The sequence below is a fragment of the Phenylobacterium sp. genome (genome assembly GCF_041920015.1).
Lineage (GTDB): Bacteria > Pseudomonadota > Alphaproteobacteria > Caulobacterales > Caulobacteraceae > Phenylobacterium.
The window spans coordinates 18,099-36,046 of sequence record NZ_JAYRST010000001.1 but is presented as its reverse complement, the minus strand read 5'-3'; the positions used below and the strand labels follow the sequence as shown (position 1 = coordinate 36,046).

The following is a 17,948-nucleotide window of genomic DNA, read 5'->3' as shown; positions in this document are numbered from 1 at the left end:
GGCGCGGTCTTCGCGTATCGTTGATCGCAATATGCGCCTGCGGTTGGCGAACGTGGCCCAAGGGCGCATCATGCCTGCCAATTCATCTTGCAGCCTTGGGGGCTTCGGCTTGGCGAACGAACATTTCGACGTGCTGATCGTGGGCGCCGGCCTGTCGGGCGTCGGAGCGGCCTATCACCTGCAGACCAATTGCCCACGCAAGACCTATGCGATCCTGGAGGGGCGCGAGGCGATCGGGGGCACCTGGGACCTCTTCCGCTATCCAGGCATCCGCTCCGACAGCGACATGTACACCCTGGGCTACGCCTTCAAGCCGTGGCGCGAGGCCAAGGCCATCGCCGACGGCCCCTCGATCCTCAAATATGTCCGCGACACCGCCGTGGAGAACGGCATCGACCGGCATATCCGCTTCGGCCATCACGTGGCGCGCGCCTCGTGGTCCTCGGCCGACGCCCGCTGGACGGTCGAGGCCGAGGTCGGGCCGGACAGGCAGGCCGTCAGCCTGACCTGCAATTTCCTCTTCATGTGCAGCGGCTACTACGACTACGCGGGGGGCTACACGCCCGACTTCGAAGGGACCGAGCGCTTCAAGGGCGCCATCGTCCATCCGCAGAACTGGCCGCAGGACCTGGACTATTCGGGCAAGAAGGTCGTGGTGATCGGCAGCGGCGCCACCGCCGTCACCCTGGTCCCGGAAATGGCCAAGACCGCCACCCACGTGACCATGCTGCAGCGCTCCCCGACCTATGTGGTCTCGCGCCCGGCCGAGGATGCGGGCGCCAACTGGCTGCGGGCCAGGCTGCCGGCCAAGCTCGCCTATGGGATCACCCGCTGGCGCAACGTGCTGTTCGGCATGCTGTTCTACAATCTGGCGCGCAAGAAGCCGGAAAAGACCAAGCAGCGGATCATCGGCATGGTGCGCGAGCATCTGGGCCCCGACTACGACGTCGAGACCCATTTCACGCCGCGCTACAATCCCTGGGACCAGCGGCTGTGCCTGGTGCCGGACGCCGACCTGTTCGACGCGATCAAGACCGGCTCGGTCTCCGTCGTCACCGACCAGATCGAAACCTTCACCGAGACCGGGTTGAAGCTGAAGTCGGGCCAGGAGCTGGAGGCCGACGTCATCGTCACCGCCACCGGTCTGAAGATGCAGCTCCTCAGCGGCATGGAGGTGGTGGTCGACGGCCGTCGCGTGAACATGGCCGACACCATGAGCTACAAGGGCATGATGTACAGCGGCGTGCCGAACCTCGCCTCGGCCTTCGGCTACACCAACGCCTCCTGGACGCTGAAATGCGACCTGACGTGCGAATATGTCTGCCGCCTGCTCGATCACATGGAGCGGACCGGCCAGCCGATCTGCACGCCCCAGCGCGACCCTTCGGTCGGCGAGGCGCCGTGGCTGGACTTCTCGTCCGGCTATGTCCAGCGGGCGCTGGCCCAGTTCCCCAAGCAGGGAACCCGCAAGCCCTGGAAGCTGCACCAGAACTATGCGCTCGACATGATGGCCCTGCGCTTCGGCTCGCTTGAGGACGGGGCCATGGTGTTCTCCCGGCCCGAGCCCGCCGCGCGGCGTGACATGGCCGCCTGAAAACCGGCGAGCGGGGCGAACAAGGGGGAGGGGCGCGATGGCGCAGGATGCGGCGTTCATGGGGCGGACGCCGCCCGCCTGGTACGACGAGGCCAAGTTCGGCGTCTTCATCCATTGGGGCCTGTTCTCGATCCCGGCCTTTGCGCCGCGTGTCGGCAAGATCTCGGACATCTTCAAGACCGATTATCGCCGGGCGGTGGCGCTCTCGCCCTATACCGAGTGGTACGAGAACGCGATCAAGTCGCCGGACACGCCTTCGGCCGAGTTTCACCGTCAGACCTATGGCGGCGCGCCCTATGACGACTTCCGCACGCCGTTCCTGGCGGGCTTGCGCCAGTGGGACCCGGACGCCTGGGCCGAGGCCATCGCCGGTTCGGGCGCGCGTTATGTGGTCCTGGTGACCAAGCATCACGACGGCTTCTGCCTTTGGCCGTCCAGGGTCGCGAACCCGCATCGCCACGGCTGGACCACCGAACGCGACATCGTCGGCGAACTGGCCGCCGCGGTTCGTCGGGCGGGCCTGCGGTTCGGGGTCTATTATTCGGGCGGCATCGACTGGAGCTTCAATCCCGAGCCGCTTCGCACCCTGATGGACTTCGTGGGCTCGGTCCCCGGCGGCGCCTATCCAGCCTACGCCGATGCTCAGGCGCGCGAACTGATCGAACGCTATCAGCCCAGCGTGCTCTGGAACGACATCTCCTGGCCCGGCACGCAGCGGGAGCTCTTCTCGCTGTTCGACCACTACTATGCGGCTGTTCCCGAGGGCGTGGTCAACGACCGCTGGACGACGCCGACCCTGGCCGCCAAGCTGCTGCGGTTCAAGCTGGCCCGCCGCGTTCTCGACCGGCGGATCGAGAAGCAGGCCGCGCGCAACGGCGGAACGGACGGCGTCGTCCCGCCGCCGGTGCCCCACAGCGATTTCCGCACCCCGGAATATGTCCGCTTCGACAGCGTGCAGGATCGCAAGTGGGAGGCGACCCGCGGCATGAGCCATTCCTTCGGGTTCAATCGCAACGACACCGAGGCCGATTATGAAAGCGCCGAGCACCTACTGGGCGAACTGATCGACTGCGTATCCAAGGGCGGCAACCTGTTGCTGAACATCGGGCCGCGAGGCGTGGACGCGCAGGTTCCCGAACCGCAGTTGCGCCGACTGGCGGCCATGGGCGCCTGGCTTCGGGCCAATGGCGAGGCGATCTACGGCGCGCAGCCCTGGCGAGCGGCGGACGGCGTGGCGGCCGATGGAAGCGCGGTGCGCTTCACCCGCCGCGGCCGCGACCTCTATGTCATTCCCATGAGCAGCCCCGTCGGCGCGGCGATCGAGATCGAAGGCGTGACTTTCGCAGGCTCCGCGCGGCGGCTGTCGGACGGCGCGCCGGTCGAGGTCCACAGGACGGACCAGGGGGTGCGGCTGGCGTTCGCCGCGCCGCTTGACGGCGCCTTCGCCCCGGCGGTGGTCGTCCAGGGCGCGGGCTGAAGCCATGCGGTTCATCGATCGGGAAGAGGTGGCGCGACGGCTGACCTATGAGGCCGCCATACCCATCGTGCGCGAGGCGATGATCGCCTTTTCGACCGGCCGCACGCGCCAACTCCTGCGCTCGATCCTTCCGCTGGCCGAGGGACGGATGTTCGGGGTCATGCCGGGCGCCCTGGGCGAACATGCGCCGTTCGGCGCCAAGATCGTCAGCGTCTATCCGGAGAACTTCGCGGCCGGCCGCCAGTCGCACCAGGGCGTCATCGTGCTGTTCGAGCCGGAAAGCGGCGCGCCGGTCTGCGTGGTCCATGCCGGCGAAGTCACCGCCATCCGCACGGCTGCGGCCAGCGCCGTGGCGACCGACGCCCTCGCGCGGCCGGAGGCTTCTCAACTCGCCATCCTCGGCTATGGCGAGCAGGCGCGCGCCCACCTGCGGGCCATCGCCCAGGTCCGGCCTATCGAGAAGGCCTTGGTCTGGGGCCGCGATGCTCGGCGCGCCCAAGCCTTCGCGGGCGACATGTCGCCCGAGCTGGGCGTCGAAGTCGGCGTCGCCGCCGACGTGCGTGAAGCGGTGGCGACGGCGGACATCGTCTGCGCGGTTTCGGCGGCGTCCGAACCGATCCTGCGCGGCGCCTGGTTGCCGGCCGGCGCCCACGTCAATCTCGTCGGCTCCAGCCGCGCCGGCCCGGCCGAGGCCGACAACGAAGTCGTGCGGCTCTCGCGCTTCATCGTCGACAGCCGCGAAGGCGTGCTGGCCCAGGGAGCCGAGTTCCTGAACGCCAAGGCTGCGGGCCTCGTCGACGACGCTCACCTGGCTGGCGAGATCGGCGAGGTGCTGGCCGGCCAGGTCGAGGGGCGGCAGGATGCGCGCCAGATCACGGTCTACAAGTCGCTCGGCCATATCGTTCAGGACCTCGCCAGCGCCTGGGCGCTCTATCGCGGCGCGATCTAGCGGGGCGGTCCGGCCCGCCGCGCCTTGGCGACCGCGCGATCCAGCCTGCGCTCGTCCAGGCCGCCCTCGATGAGATAGGGGCCGACCAGATAGGCCGGCGTGCCTCTTAGCCCCAGGGCGAAGGCCTGGGCGGCGTGGCGGTTCAACTGCTCGTCGATGTCGCGCCCATGTTCGGCCATGTCGCGCGCCAGCCGATCCGCATCGAGTCCAGCCTTCCGGGCGAGTTCGGGCAGACGCTCGGCGCTTAGCGGCGCGGGGTCTTCCATCAGGGCGCGATGCAGGGCGAGGTACTTGCCCTGGCGTTCGGCCGCCAGCGCCGCCTGCGCGCCCAGGCGCGAGGCCTCGCCCAGGATAGGCCAGTCCTTGAAATGCACGCGCACGTGCGGGTCCGACGCCAGCAGACGCTCCAGTGCGCCGTCGGTGCGTCGGCAGACCGGACAGCGATAATCGGTGAACACCACGACCACGACATCCGCGTCGGCCGCGCCGGCCCGCGGCGAGCCTGCATCGCGCAGTACCGACTCCACCACCGACGTCAGGGTCAAGGCTTTCGGTGGAGCTCCTTGCAGCCGCAGGCCGAGCGCGACCAGGGCTCCGAGGCTCGTCAGCACGACCACGGTCAGCAGCGGACGGCCTTCGGCCGCCTGAGATATGTGTTGAAACAACCGCGAGACGCTCATGGCCGGACCTTATGCGGGTTGCGGCGCGTGCTGGACAGTCAAAGACGCCGCGAGGCGTCTCGTCCGGAACCAGGAACAACTCTGATATTGAAAGTCATTCGCACTTAAGTCACCGTTCCGTAGCGCTGACGACGGGTTCGGCGTCGTGGCAGGGGCGGAGCGGTCGGTGGCGAAGCGTGTTTGCATCGTTGGAGCGGGTCCCTCGGGACTCACCGCCGTCAAGACCCTCCGCCAGGCCGGGCTTGAGGCGTCGTGTTTCGAGATGTCGCCTGTGGTCGGCGGCCATTGGGTGATCGACAATCCCAACGGCCGTGCGGCCGCCTACCGTTCGTTGCGGACCAACACCACCAAGCCGATGAGCCGCTTCAGCGACTTCGAAATGCCCGCCGAATGGCCGGCCTATCCCAGCCATGAGCAGGTTCGCGCCTGGCTCGAATCGTATGTCGACGCCTTCGGCTTCCGCGACGCTATCCATACGCAGACCACGGTCACCCGCGCCGCGCCGCGCGCGGGCGGCGGTTGGGAGGTGTCGCTGACCACGGCGGACGGCCAGACGCGCACCGAAGCCTTCGATGCGCTCGTTGCGGCGAGCGGCAGCTATTGGGACGCGCGCATTCCAAAGTGGGACGGCGCTTTCGACGGCGCGGTTCTCCACGCCCAGGACTACCGCGATCCGACGACGCCGTTCGATGCGCGCGGCAAGCACGTCGTCGTGGTCGGCATCGGCAATACCGGTTGCGAACTGGCCTGCGAGCTTGCCGCGGGCGGGGCTGCGTCGGTGCATATCTCGGCGCGGGGCGGGACCTGGATCCTGCCAAAGACGGTCAATGGCGCGCCCGCGTCGGACGCGGCGCCGATGACCCATCCGGCCGACCCCGTCATCCGCCGGTTCAACCTGCTGCCGACCTGGGCTCGTCAGGCGGCGTTCCAGCAGATCGCCAAGCGCCGTATCCAGGCGATGTTCGGGGCGCGGATGGCGCGGCTGCAGGCGCTGGGCATGCCGGCGCCGCCGGAACACCCGCTGTCGAAACGCCCCACCACCTCCGACGAGATCGTCGGCGCCCTGGAGAGCGGGGCGGTGAAGGCAAGGCCGGGGATCGAACGCCTGGACGGCGGCGAGGTGGTGTTCAGCGACGGATCGCGGCAGGCCGCGGATCTGGTGCTCTGCGCGACCGGCTATCGTCTGACCTATCCCTATTTCGATCCCGGCGTCGTGGACACCCGCGGCGAGGACCTCAGCCTTTTCATGGGCGTGGTCGCGCCCGAGCGCGAAGATATCTTCTTCGTCGGCGTCAGCCGGCCGACCGGGGCGTTCTGGCCCATCGCCGAGGTGCAGGCCCAGTTCGTCGCCAAGATGCTCACCGGCGCCTATCGGCCGCCCTCGCGCAAGGCCCGCGTGCGGCGGGCTCGTCCGATCCTCGGCCGCAACGCCTGGAACCCGGCGCTCTACGGCCTGGAACTGCGCGAGGAACTGCGCCGCGGGCGCAGATGACGCCTCACGGCGCCGCTCCGCGATCTCCTGCGACCTCGACCAGGCGGCGGACGCCTGGTGTGACCATGATGATCAGGTCGGCCGGCGGGCGTTTGCCGAAGAACGAGAAGATCGGCTTGGCGGAGGCCGCTTCGAAGGCGTCGGCCCGGTCGAGGACGGCCTTGGCGCGGGCCGCCGCGTCAGGCGCCAGCGGCGCGCCAGCCTCCAGGGCGTCGAGCGCCAGGACGCCGACCGCGGCCATCTCGGCGATGTCGGCGGAGACGGGCAGGGCCTCGCGCACCGCAGGGTGATCCTGGGCCAGGGCGGCGATGCGGCTATGGTTGGCGCGCCAGACCTCGAAATCGGCGCGCACGGCGGCGCGGGCCTGTGCATCGCCCAGGGCCGCACGGTCGGCGCGGGCCAGGAAGGCGCGGGCGACCAGGCTGTCGACCGGCGCGGCGTCGGCCATGGCGGTCAGGTGCTGGACGATTTTCTTGCCGGCGATGGCGGCGGGGACGCGCTGGTCGTGAGCCATGTTGCGGGCCGGACCCACGAGGTCGAGCAGGTCGAGCAGCGGTCCCCAGGCCCCCGGCGCCAGGCGCGAGGCCATGCGGGCGCGGTTGGCTTCGTCCTCGAGGCCAAGACGGCGCAGGCGATCCTGCTGGACGGCCAGGCGCGCGTACATGTCGGCCACGTCGCGGGTCTCGCGCGGAGACCAGAAGCGTTCGGCGAGGGCTGCGGCGCGCGGCCAGAGGCGACTGTCGAGCATCTCGTCGCTGACCAGTTCGGCCCAGAGCGGCGCTTCTCCGCCGAGCACCAGGGCCTCCTGCTCGGGCGTCAGCGGGGCCATAGGCTGGACGATCACCCCGTCGGTGACGAACCTGGCGACCAGCGGATGCAGCTTGCGGGCGGCCTGCGCGTCTGCCGGGCTAATGCCGGCGGTCGAGGTGTCGGCGGGGTCGACGCCGTAGTGGAAGGCGGCGGTGTTCAGCAGGTCCAGATAGTAGCCGGCCGAGACGATGGTCCTGTGCCCCAGCGCGGTGGCGCGGGCTGTCGCGTTGGAGGTGCGCCAGGCCTGGACCACCACGTCGCGCGGCAGGGTTCCGGTGTCGATGACCTCCTCCCAGCCGACGACGATCTTGCCACGACGGGCGAGGGCCTGATGGATGCGGCGATGGAAATGGGCCTCGACCTGGGCCTTGGTCGTCAGGTTGTGGGCCGCCTTGAGCGCTTCGACCTGCGGGTCGCCCGCCCAGGCCTCGTCCGGCACCTCGTCGCCGCCGATGTGGAAATAGGCGTCGGGGAACAGGCCGGCCATCTCGTCGAACAGGCGGGAGACGAAGCGATAGGTGTCTTCCGAGGCGGGGTTGAGCACCTGGGCGCCGGCTGCGGGCGCGCCGGCCGGGTTCGAGGCGAGTTCGGGATAGGCCAGCGTCATGGCGCGCGCATGGCCTGGAACGTCGAACTCCGGTGTCACGCGCACCCCGCGGTCGGCGGCGTAGGTGATCAGATCGGCGATCTCCGCCTGGGTGTAGAACTGGCCGTGGCCGGCGACCTCATGCAGGCGTGGATAGCGGCGGCTCTCGACGCGGAAGGCTTCGTTGTCGCTGAGATGCAGGTGCAGGACGTTGAGCTTGACCTGCTCCATGGCGTCGATCTGGCGCTTTAGGCTCTCGATCGACATGAAGTGGCGGGCGGTGTCGATCATCACCCCGCGCCAGGCGAAGCGCGGACGGTCGTCGATCTCGATGAGGGGCAGGGCGGCCGCGCCGTCGGGGCCGGTCTCGACGAGCTGGCGCAAGGTGGCCAGGGCGCGCAGCACGCCGACCGGGCCGTCGGCGTCGATCTTCACGCCCTGCGCGCTTACCTGGAGACGATAGGCTTCGCGCGCCTGGAGGGTGAGAGCGCCAGGATCGGCCGCGCGGCAGGCGATTTCCAGCCTGGGGCCGGCGGCGGCGAAGGTCTCGATCCCCGAGAGCCGTCCCAGGTCGCGCTGGAAGCGCTCGGCCGCGCGGTCGAGCCTCGGCTCGCGGCATCCGGTCCAGGCGAGGGCGAACCGGCCGGCGATGGCCAGGACGCCCTCGTGTTCGACCATCGACTGCGGCGCGGGCATCAGGGAGACCGCCGCGGCGTCACCGGCAAATGCGAGCGCGCAGGCGGCGGCCAGGGCGGCGGCGGGACGGCGAAGGATCGGCATGGGCAGCCTCTGCTGAAAATGTCCCTGGCGGCGGCGCAGGGAGCGACCGCCGCCAGGCGGTCCGGGGGCATGTCCGGACCAAGGGCGACGCGTCGGGGAAAGGCCCTACGCGCCGCCGACAGGAGGCGGGATCAATAGGTGGCTGTGAAGCGGACCCCGAAGTAGCGGGTGTTGTCGCGGCTGATCCCCGTGCGGGTGCGGATCTGCGTCCCGGCCGGCGGCAGGAATATCCCCAAGGTGGAGCCGTAGGTCTCGGCGCTTTCCTCGAAGATGTTGTTGGCCAGCAGGTCGAACTTGTAGGTCCCGTTGGTCAGGCTGAGCGCCGCATCGACGAAGGTGGTGGCGGCCAGGTTCTTGGCCGGATCTCCGAGCAGGTCGGTGTTGGACTTGCTCTGGGCGCGGAGCGTGCCGCTTACGATCATGTCGTAGTCGCCCAGCACTTCGCGGAAAGTGTAGGCGCCGCTGATCGTGCCGCGCCACTTGGGCGCGCTGGCCAGGGCCGCGCCGGCCAGGTCGCGCTGCACGGGCCGGGCCGTGCTTTCGCCTGGAACGACGATCGTCTCGCAGCCCTGGGCGGCCGTCTGGCCCGTGTAGCAAGGGGCGTAGGGGAAGGATTCGATCTTGGCGTCGGTATAGGAGACCGCCGCATTGACCCGGAAGTTCGCGTTGACGACCGCGGCGCTGGACAACTCGACGCCGTGGGTGCGCACCTCGCCGACCGAGGCCAGCTTCAGCACCGGGATCGTGTTGGCCATGGTGGCGTCGTAGAGGATCGTCTGGAGCTGATAGTTCTCGTAGCGGCTGTCGAAGTAGTTGAGGTTCAGCGTCATCCGGCGGTCGAACCATTCGGTCTTCAGGCCGGCCTCGACGGCCTTGACCTTTTCCGGATCGAGCGCGGTCAGCGGTCGGACCATGGCCACCGTGTTGTCCTCGGCGTCGTAGACCGGCCCCTGCGAAGCCTTGCCGTAGGTGATGTAGGCCATGACGTTGTCGGTCAGGTGATACTGGGCCGAGACGTCGTAATTGACGTAGTCCCCGTCGGCGTCGCCCTGGCTGACGATCAGGTCGTTGATCTTCGGGAACGGAATGGTGAGGCCGTTCTCCAGCCGCCGGCTGGTCGCCTCGATCGGGTTGAACACCCAGTTGTAGTCGATCTTGTCCCTCTCGTAGCGCAGGCCGCCGCCGACGGTCAGCTTGTCGGTGACGTTGTAGGAGACGTGTCCGAAGAGGGCGAAGGCCTCCTGGCCGAACACCCGATGCCAATCCACCGGCAGCAGGAAGCGCGTGTAGTCGTAGGTGTTCTCGGTCTTCGAATAGAAGGCGCCTACGACATATTGCAGGTCGGTCGTGGTGGGGGAGGTGAGGCGCACCTCCTGGGTCACGTAGTTGGTCTTGTTGTAGATGTGCGCGAAGCCGTCGAAATCGGGGCGCATGGCCATGTTGACCAGGGTCGAGGCGGTCAGGTCGGTGGTGGCCGGATTGGTTTCGCGCAGGAACGAGGTGATCGAGGTCAGGGTGTTGTCGCCCAGCGCGTAGTCGAAGCGCAGCACTCCGCCGTCGTCCATGGTGCGGCTCTTGGAGTCGCGCGGGGAGGCGAAGCCGTCCACGCCGAAGCTCACCGGGGCGGGACGCAGCTCGGAATACGGCCGGCGCGGATTGTTGAAATCGTAGGGCGTGAAGATCTGCGAGGCCGGAACCGACGAATAGCCGAGGATCAGGGCGCCCAGGCCCTGCTCGACCGCATTGCGCTGCTGGTGGAAGGCGGTGAGCGTGACGGTGAGGTTTTCCGTCGGCGTCAGCTTCAGCTTGCCGCGCAGGCCGTTGACCTCGGAATAGGTGTCGGTCCCGGTGGTCAGGTTGGTCAGCACCCCCTGGGTGTGGCGCGAATAGGCCGAGAGGCTGAAGGCCGCCCAGTCGTTGATCGGCCCGGAGACATAGGCGCCGAACTGGCGCTCGCCGTCGTCGGTGACCATGGCGGTGGCGAAGCCGGTCCAGACGCTGGACGGCGAGCGGGTGACCAGGTTGATGAGACCGCCGGTGGCGTTGCGCCCCGAAAGCGTGCCCTGCGGTCCGGGCAGGACTTCGACGCGGTCGATGTCGATGAGGTTGTTGGCGAGCGTCGCGCGCGAGGGCTGGGGCACGTCGTCCAGGGTGACGCCGACCTTGTTCTCCGCCCCGATGCTGGAGGCCGAGGTCGCGACGCCGCGGATCGACAGGCCGCTTCCGGAAATCGACGGAGCCAGCTTCCGCAGGTCGGCGATCTCGGTGACGTTGCTCTTGGCCAGTTCGTCGGCGCCGACCACCTGGACCGGCTTTGGAATGTCCTGGACGTTTTCGGCGCGCTTCTGCGCGGTGACGACGACTTCGGCCAGCAGGCCCGTGTCGCTGGACTGCGCCGCGGCGGGCCAAGCCGCCATCAAGGCGAGGGCGGACGACGCCATGAAGGCGCGGCGTGCAGAGATAGGCATGTTTGCTCCCCGTTTTATTCTGCGCGGCGGCCAAGGCGGACGCCGGAAGTTTTCTTGTGTAATCGTTATCATCGGCGGCCGAACGCTGGCGCGCAGGCGTGCCGATGACCTCGCTGTACTGGGACGTGCGGCCGCGGGCGGCGGCGCTGTCTTGGAAACTCGACCCGATGCCCCGGAGTCGGCCTGACCCTAAGTCGAGAACTTACATTCGGTCAATCCCGCATGTAAGTTGCGGGCGAGCCTTGCCCAGCGGCGCTCCGAACGCCGATAGTGCCGGTGATCTTCCGGAATCACGAGTGTCCGAATTGCGAGCCCGATGAGCGAACGTCCCCGCCGCATGACTCAGGCCGAACGCACCGCCAGGACGCGGGCCAAGGTGCTGTCGACGGCGATCGACTGCCTCTATGCCCACGGCTATGCGGCGACCACGACCTCGCTGGTGGCCCAACGCTCGGGCAGCCGCGGCGCGATGCTGCACCAGTTCCCGACCCGCGCCGACCTGATGCTGGCGGTGGTGGAGGCGGCTTTCGAGGAGGAGATGGAGCTCTACGACCGCCGGTTCGGGGCTATCGCCGACCCGAAGGAGCGGGTGTTCGCCATTCCCGAGGCGGTGTGGGAGACCTTGAGCCGTCCAGCCGGTGTGGCGGTGCTGGAAATCCTGCAAGGCTCGCGCAGCGATCCGGCCATGAGCGAGAAGCTGGCCCCGGTGCTGGCGCGGATTTCCAAGGAGTCGCGCCGGCGGCTGATCAAGTGGTTCGACGTCGACTACGCCGCCGCCCCGGCGGAGATGCGTCTGATCGTCTGGGCGGTGCGGGGGCTGTCGATCTCGCAGGTGCTGGAGCCCGATGTCGGCGACGTGCGCGAGTCGATCCTGCTGCTGCGACGCCTGATGGAAACATTGCACGGAAGGGCCGAGACATGAGGTGGTTGCTGGTCGGAGCGATGGCCCTGGCGCTGGGCGGCGGCGCGGCGGCCGCGCCGCTTGGCATGGTCGCCGATCCATGTCCGCCGCCGGCCGCCCCCGATCCCCTGGGCCAGGAGATTTCCGAGGCGCTGGTCGCCGACGCCCCGTTCCCGCCGGCGCTGCTGGCCCGTGCCATGGAGCCGGCCCGGGGCGCGGCCGCCGAGGCGGCCAAGGCGCAGAAGGCCGCCGTCGATTGGGCCGACCTCTGCCGCTACCGCCAGGAGAACGCCACGGCGCGCGATGTCGAGACGGTGTTCATGGGCGATTCGATCACCGAGCTCTGGAAGGTGGCCGATCCTGGCTTCTTCGACGCGCGACGGCTCGACCGCGGGATCAGCGGCCAGACCAGCGCCCAGATGCTGCTACGCTTCTTCGCCGACGTCGTCGCCCTGAAGCCCAAGGTGGTGCACATCCTCGCCGGCACGAACGACGTGGCCGGCAATCAGGGCCCCAGCCGGCCCGAAGACTTCAAGAACAATATCAAGTCGATGGCGGACATGGCCGATGCGAACGGCGTCGCCGTCGTCATCGGCGCGGTCCCGCCGGCCGACCGCTTCCTCTGGCGCGCGGAGCTGAAGCCGGCGGCGCAGATCGCCGAGTTGAACGCCTGGCTGAAGGCGTTCGCCGCCGAGCGCGGCTACGCCTTCGCCGACTACCACGCGGCGATGGCGACCCCCGCGGGCGCCATGGCCCCGTCGTTCAGCAAGGACTTCGTCCACCCCAACCGCGCCGGCTACGCCGTCATGCGCCCCCTTGCCGAAGCCGCCTTGGAAGAAGCGCGACGACGGGGACCGAGACGGACGGCGCTGCACGAGAGCCGGCCCTAGGCAGGCCGCTGGCGAGCCTGCGCGAAGTGTAAATCTGGTGAGAAGAATGGTGGCGTGGGCAGTGCGCAGGGGACTGGTCTCCCGTTAGTTGCGGTAGTCCCACTCATTCACTGAACTCACGGACTGAAAGATGCCGGTCAATCCCTCCGCTAGGGGATCTGCGCGGCGTAGCCAATCATCTGCCCATTCCAGCCAATCGGCGATTGTACGGCCGTCAATCTCAACGTCCGAGTCTGCCGGCAAGGATTTCAGAAAGTTCAGGAAATCCCGAGCTTGCGCGAGGTCCTTCCAGTCTTGCGCAAGTTCGTTGAAGCGTCGCCATCGATTGGCGTCCCGCTTTCGACGTTGCTGCGCCTCGTAACGCTGTTGTTCCGCAATGACGCGAGCGCGCTCAGCTTCCTCACGTGCACAGCGACGCTCGACAAGCATAGGTGTTGCGGCGACAAACGCGGCGACGATCTCCGGCAACATGTCCTCGATACGTAGGTCGTCGGTCTCCAACCATTGGGACTTCATACCTTCCGGAAGGTAGGTCTTGACCTCGAATAACAGTTTGCCCGTTGGCGTGAGTTCTTGCTTCCAATCTTTCGCCCCTGGCGAAGCCCATCGCTTTTCGTCGGCGGTTAGTGCGCGACGGCCTTGTTTGTGCTTCTCACGAAGCTGGAACTGAATCTGTTCGCCTTGCATAAGGGCGATCAGTTCATTGCGATCGCCTTGCTTGATCGTGGCTCCGTTGCGCTCGAGCGCTTTAAATAGTGCGTCAAAGAACCGGTGCTGCCGACGATCCTGCTCGGTGTACTCGGCAGGCATGATCAACTTCTTCATCCAAGGATCGCGTTCTTGACGCGCCCGTCGCTTCTTTTCGTCGTGCTCAGCGAGCCAACGAACGATGATCGGATGTGGCTTGGTGAGACGCTCTGAGACTGGGGACTTGGTAGTCTCAGCACGCGCGGCTTCCGCCATTTCCTTCACCGCCACTGGCAAATCAGGCGGCGGAATCGGCTGTGGCGTCGGACGAATGATTATCGGGTACGAGGGAGCGTTCTTGAGCGACGGCAACTTGGGCTGCGGCAGGCGCTTCCCGGCCGCGTGCTTGGCCCAATAGCCGCGCGGTGGGTACGGAATGGATGCGCGGTCACAGATTTTGGCGAGCCCGTTTCCACTTACGCCGTAGGTCTCAGCTAGCTGAACGGGCGCCCGGCAGGGCCTCATCGCCGACCCACGCGCCGAGCCCGCCGCGGATCCGAACCCGGTTTCCGGGACGTCAGATTAGGCGCGAACAGTTCGAATGCCTTAGGAAACCGCCGCCGCCGCGCGCCGTCCGCGCCGGGCCTTGGCGGGCGATGCGGCGCGTTCGGCGCGGATGCGGTCCAGCAGGACGCTGGCGGGCTCGTCGGCAGGATCCTGCTGGACCAGTTCGCCGCGGAAGGCCTTGGCGAGGATGGCTTGGTCGAGGCGGTCCAGTAGGCGACGGGCGGCGGCGGCTTCGGCCACGAGGCGGTCGATCTCGGCCGTCATCGCATCCACTTGTCGAACGATCTCGGTCTGTTCCTCAAGACAAGGCAAGAGTAGCTCTAAGTCAGCTACATCACCGCGGCGAACTGAAGGAACCGCAGTCGCGACGGCAAAAGGCGACAGGTCAATGGTTTGCATGAAGATGTACAAGAATCTCGGCAGCACCTTTTCTGTGTCAGGCGTCAGGGACATGCAATTGTTGTCAAGTATTATTTCGGTTTCTGTAATCGCACGACGATTTAGGCGAAGTGCCTCGCCGATCTTTGCAAAAACCGTTGAGTCTTTCGGAACAGGTCTAGCTCTCAGAAATTTTAGATCGCTCTTATCGACGTAGTTTACAGCCGTCGACAATCGACCACCGCTTTCCGCGACTGCTCGCGAAATGTCGCTCACCTTTGCGAATGGAAAATCACCCGTGGTCTTTCCTTGGCGGCTTTTCGGGAATCCGAATCCGGAAGTGATCTCCGCTACCGATCCGACGCTAGCGGGCTGTGGCGCTGGCAGGCCCGCCGCTAAACGCCAATCTGCAGTAAGTTCACCCGAAAATGCGGCGGTTAGGAGCCGCCGACTTCGCGGCGCTCTTCCAGCAGCTCAGTATCAAGCCTGTGTGATCCAGCCAGCGGTCGCTAGGTCGCTAGATCCGGCTTCGACGGCGGCGGCAAAGATGCCTTCGGAAACCGCTTCCGCAGCTCGCGCGCGAGCTCGCCAGAGGCGTCGGCCCGGCCGATGGCCGCCTCGACGAGATATGCGACAGAACGGGCAGACTCTCCGCCTTTCGCAAGGGCCGCGCGCCACCCGACCGAGGCCGTCGCCGCGTCGACCTTTTCCAGCATCCGTTGCAGGCCGGCGGGCGCGAATTCCGCGCGGACGGCCAGGAGGGCAGCGCCGTCCTCATAGAAGCTCGGATCCCGCTGCGAGAGAGCCTTGGCCCATTCCTCTTCGCTCGGGCGCAGCAAGACGTCGAGAAGGTCCGGTCTTTCCACCGCGACCAGGCGGATGAAGGCGTCGGCATGGCGCCGGGCGAACAGGCTCCAGCGGCTGAGGTCAATCTCGCCGCCGGACGCGAGATGGGCGATTGCCAATTCCGGAAACAACAGCGCGAACCGCGCGGGCAGAATCCGGAGGTGCCCCGCGTTGCGACCGAGCAGGTCCCGCACGCGATCAAGGACGACCTTGTCCTGGCAGATCACAGCAAGCAGAACCTCGAGGTCGTGGAAGGGGCGACCCCAGTCTTCGCCGATGGTGCGGTTCAACCGCTCCAGGTCTACTGCCCGCACCGTCCGTTGAAAGAGCGGTCGGTCCAGGTCGTGGATCAGGTCGAGCAGCCAGGCCGCCATCTGGAAGCTGCGCTTCGGCGCGGCCGAGATCGTGGCGGCGAGTGCTTTTGCGTCGAGGTCGGCGAGAAAACCCCGAGCAATCGCCTTGCGTCGTGGATCGGGTCCGTTCTTGCCGCGGTAGAAGCCGAGGACGTCTATCACCCGCAGGACATGCGAGAAGACGTCGTTGAGGGCGTGGAAGGTGTCGATCGGATCCCTCGCCAGCCCGTGCCGGACGGCCGGCGTGAACGCCTCGGCCATCTCGAGGGCGAAGTTTGGCTCGACGGTGGCCAGGGCGTTGATCAGTTCCGCATAGGCGAAGAGGTCCTCGTCAGCCGGCCAATTCCGGGCCAGGCGGAGCAGCGCGGGGCGGTCCAGCGCGGCCGCGACCGCCGTGTTCCAGGCCTCGGTCCGTGTCGTGTGGGTGTGGTCGAAGATCCCGGCGAGCTCATAGGCGGTCTCGACGGTGGCGGCGGACACGGCGGCCGCCACCGCGATCGTGTCGGCGGCGCAGATGAGTTCGCGAGCCAGGTCCTCGTCCTTGTACCGCACCGCGTTGACGAACCAGCCGATGGCTTGGCCAGTCGGATGCTCTGGCCGGGAGAGCCAGTCCCGCAACAACTCGCGCCGGTCGCGCGCGCGCTCGGCCAGCCCGTCGGGCAAGTAGCTGTGCAGGCCCGTGAGCAGGATCATCGCGTCGCGCCGCTCGATGGGCGAAACCGCGGACCAGCAGCGCGCGATCAACGGTTCGATCCGCGCCAGGTCAACGAGCTGCGTCCACACATACTTCTGGTCGAGGTGCAGCCACTCCGAGAGCAAGCGATGGAGCCCGAGGATCGGATGGCCGGGCGACGCGAGCGTGCGGTTCAGGAGTTCGCCCACCGCCTCGCGACCCGGACGGTCCTGACCCATGAGGATCGCCCGCAGGGCGACGATCGCGAAGCGCTGGTGAGGCGTGCGCAGGTCGTCCGGCGCTAGCAGCAGCCTGTGGTGCAGCAGCCAGGCCGTAGCGTCGGCGAAGGCCGGCGCATCGACGCCGATCGCCGCCACGAGCACGGCGATGTCGGAGGCGGCTGAACGCCACCACCTGGCCCGCGTACCCGTGTTTTTCAAGAAAGGCGTAGAGATAGTCCTGGGTGCGCCGCGATTCGGTGAAAATCAGCGCCTTGCGGGCCGCGCCCATGCGCCTCTGCTCCGCAAATCCGACGTCGAGCGCAGTCAGCAGCGCCTGGGACTTGGTGTCGGTGCCGATGGTGCGGGCCATCTCAGCGAGCGCCGCGAGCTCGTCGATTTCCGACCGGAGCCGCACGGGGTCAAGGATGGTGGGCGCGGCGTTGGCCTCGTCTTCATCAGATAGCCATTCGTCGAGCAATTCCTCCTCGATCTCTTCGGCGGTGATGATCTCGTCGGTCCAGTTATTGTCGGGTTCGGCGCCATCGCGCAGGTCCACCAGCCGTTGACAGAGCGCGGTGAGCGTGCCTGCGATAGCGTGCGAGGATGAGGCCAGCAGCTTGCGCAGGATCAGGACGGTTAGGTGCCGCTGCCGCGCTGGGATCGCGTAGCTGTCCTCCCGTTGCAGAAATTTCGAGATGGCCTCGTAGAGGGCTTGTTCGACGTCCGTCGGACAGAACGGCTGAGTGACGGCTCGGCGCTGGGTGTAACGGACGTACTCAAGCACCTGCTTGCGCAGGGTGCGTTTGCAGAAGGTCGCCAGCCGCTGGCGCAACCCCGGGATGTCGCCCCCTGCGTTCACATACCTCGCGCGGAAGGCGTTCGGGTCCCCGAAGATGTTCTCGTCGATGAACGAAGTGAGCCCGTAGAGCTCCATCAGGCTGTTCTGCAGCGGCGTGGCCGTTAGCAGCAGCTTCTTGCGCCCTTCGGTACCCCAGCGCAGAGCCTGACCGATCCGGTTGCTGGGCCTGTAAGCGTTGCGCAGCTTGTGCGCTTCGTCGATGACGACCAGATCCCAGGCGATGTGGCGAAGCTCGTCCTGCAGCTTTGCGGCGTAATGGTACGAGAGGATCACGACGGCCTTCTGCTCCAGGGGGAGAGCGTGGCCTTCTCGCCGCATGGCGCGGTGAGTCTTGGCGTCGATAACGATAGCGGGGAGGTTGAACTTTTCGGCTAGCTCGTTGGCCCACTGCTGGCGGATCGACGCCGGGCAGATGATGACAAGCCGCCGCTTTCGCTCCGCCCATTTCTGGCAGAGCACGATGCCCGCTTCGATTGTCTTGCCGAGGCCAACCTCGTCAGCGAGGATGACCCCTTCCGAGAGCGGAGACTGCAGCGCGAACATCGCCGCTTCGATCTGGTGTGGGTTGAGATCGACTGAAGCGTCAAATAGCGACATCGAGAGTTGGTCTTCCGCGCCCGGCGGAGCCTGCTTGGTCAGGTCATGCGCCGCGTATTTGGCGTGGTAGGCCGTCAGTCTCATAAGCCCCTTTCCCGAACCAACTTCGCTATCTATCGGCCCGGCGCCCGGCCGCCAAG

At 67.3% G+C, this 17,948-nt stretch carries 12 protein-coding genes; 6 read left to right on the top strand and 6 right to left on the bottom strand.

What is annotated here, in order from left to right; genetic code table 11:
• Positions 1 to 109: 109 nt before the first annotated feature.
• Genes ACE3TL_RS00135 through ACE3TL_RS00125 form a run of 3 tightly spaced genes read left to right on the top strand, consistent with a single transcriptional unit; the run spans position 110 to position 4,020 of the window.
• Positions 110 to 1,594 (top strand): flavin-containing monooxygenase, encoded by a 1,485-nt coding sequence (locus ACE3TL_RS00135; protein ID WP_374576629.1) that lies wholly within the window; start codon positions 110 to 112, stop codon positions 1,592 to 1,594.
• A gap of 37 nt (positions 1,595 to 1,631) precedes the next feature.
• Positions 1,632 to 3,071, top strand: coding sequence for an alpha-L-fucosidase (locus ACE3TL_RS00130; RefSeq protein WP_374576628.1), 1,440 nt, complete (start codon positions 1,632 to 1,634; stop codon positions 3,069 to 3,071).
• Between the two features lie 4 nt (positions 3,072 to 3,075).
• Positions 3,076 to 4,020 (top strand): ornithine cyclodeaminase family protein, encoded by a 945-nt coding sequence (locus ACE3TL_RS00125; RefSeq protein ID WP_374576627.1) that lies wholly within the window; start codon positions 3,076 to 3,078, stop codon positions 4,018 to 4,020.
• Here ACE3TL_RS00125 and ACE3TL_RS00120 read toward each other — a convergent pair.
• A complete protein-coding gene (locus ACE3TL_RS00120) occupies positions 4,017 to 4,700 on the bottom strand; it encodes a DsbA family protein (protein ID WP_374576626.1) in 684 nt (227 codons plus the stop codon). The genes ACE3TL_RS00125 and ACE3TL_RS00120 overlap by 4 nt on opposite strands.
• A gap of 145 nt (positions 4,701 to 4,845) precedes the next feature.
• Here ACE3TL_RS00120 and ACE3TL_RS00115 point away from each other — a divergent pair, with 145 nt between their 5' ends.
• The gene (locus ACE3TL_RS00115; RefSeq protein WP_374576625.1) at positions 4,846 to 6,192 is read left to right on the top strand and encodes a flavin-containing monooxygenase; all 1,347 of its coding nucleotides are present in this window, start codon (positions 4,846 to 4,848) and stop codon (positions 6,190 to 6,192) included.
• Positions 6,193 to 6,196: 4 nt separating this feature from the next.
• On the opposite strand, the gene ACE3TL_RS00110 is transcribed toward ACE3TL_RS00115, so the two are convergent.
• The gene (locus ACE3TL_RS00110; RefSeq protein WP_374576624.1) at positions 6,197 to 8,368 is read right to left on the bottom strand and encodes a beta-N-acetylhexosaminidase; all 2,172 of its coding nucleotides are present in this window, start codon (positions 8,366 to 8,368) and stop codon (positions 6,197 to 6,199) included.
• A gap of 131 nt (positions 8,369 to 8,499) precedes the next feature.
• A complete protein-coding gene (locus tag ACE3TL_RS00105) occupies positions 8,500 to 10,836 on the bottom strand; it encodes a TonB-dependent receptor (protein WP_374576623.1) in 2,337 nt (778 codons plus the stop codon).
• A 316-nt stretch (positions 10,837 to 11,152) separates the two neighbouring features.
• Between ACE3TL_RS00105 and ACE3TL_RS00100 the strand changes: the two genes are divergently transcribed.
• On the top strand, positions 11,153 to 11,758 hold the full coding sequence (locus tag ACE3TL_RS00100) for a TetR/AcrR family transcriptional regulator (RefSeq protein ID WP_374576622.1): 606 nt from the start codon (positions 11,153 to 11,155) through the stop codon (positions 11,756 to 11,758).
• Positions 11,755 to 12,627, top strand: coding sequence for a GDSL-type esterase/lipase family protein (locus ACE3TL_RS00095; protein WP_374576621.1), 873 nt, complete (start codon positions 11,755 to 11,757; stop codon positions 12,625 to 12,627). Before ACE3TL_RS00100 ends, ACE3TL_RS00095 begins: the two co-directional genes overlap by 4 nt.
• A gap of 84 nt (positions 12,628 to 12,711) precedes the next feature.
• On the opposite strand, the gene ACE3TL_RS00090 is transcribed toward ACE3TL_RS00095, so the two are convergent.
• The 3 genes from ACE3TL_RS00090 to ACE3TL_RS00080 all read right to left on the bottom strand — a co-directional run bounded on the left by ACE3TL_RS00090 (position 12,712) and on the right by ACE3TL_RS00080 (position 17,892).
• Entirely contained in the window at positions 12,712 to 13,686 is a 975-nt protein-coding gene (locus tag ACE3TL_RS00090) for a hypothetical protein (RefSeq protein WP_374576620.1), read from the bottom strand.
• Positions 13,687 to 13,920: 234 nt separating this feature from the next.
• Positions 13,921 to 14,646 carry a restriction endonuclease subunit S gene (locus ACE3TL_RS00085; RefSeq protein ID WP_374576724.1) on the bottom strand — a complete coding sequence of 242 codons (726 nt, stop codon included), beginning with the start codon at positions 14,644 to 14,646 and terminating at the stop codon, positions 13,921 to 13,923.
• Between the two features lie 1,575 nt (positions 14,647 to 16,221).
• On the bottom strand, positions 16,222 to 17,892 hold the full coding sequence (locus ACE3TL_RS00080) for a DEAD/DEAH box helicase (RefSeq protein WP_374576619.1): 1,671 nt from the start codon (positions 17,890 to 17,892) through the stop codon (positions 16,222 to 16,224).
• Between the last annotated feature and the right edge of the window lie 56 nt (positions 17,893 to 17,948).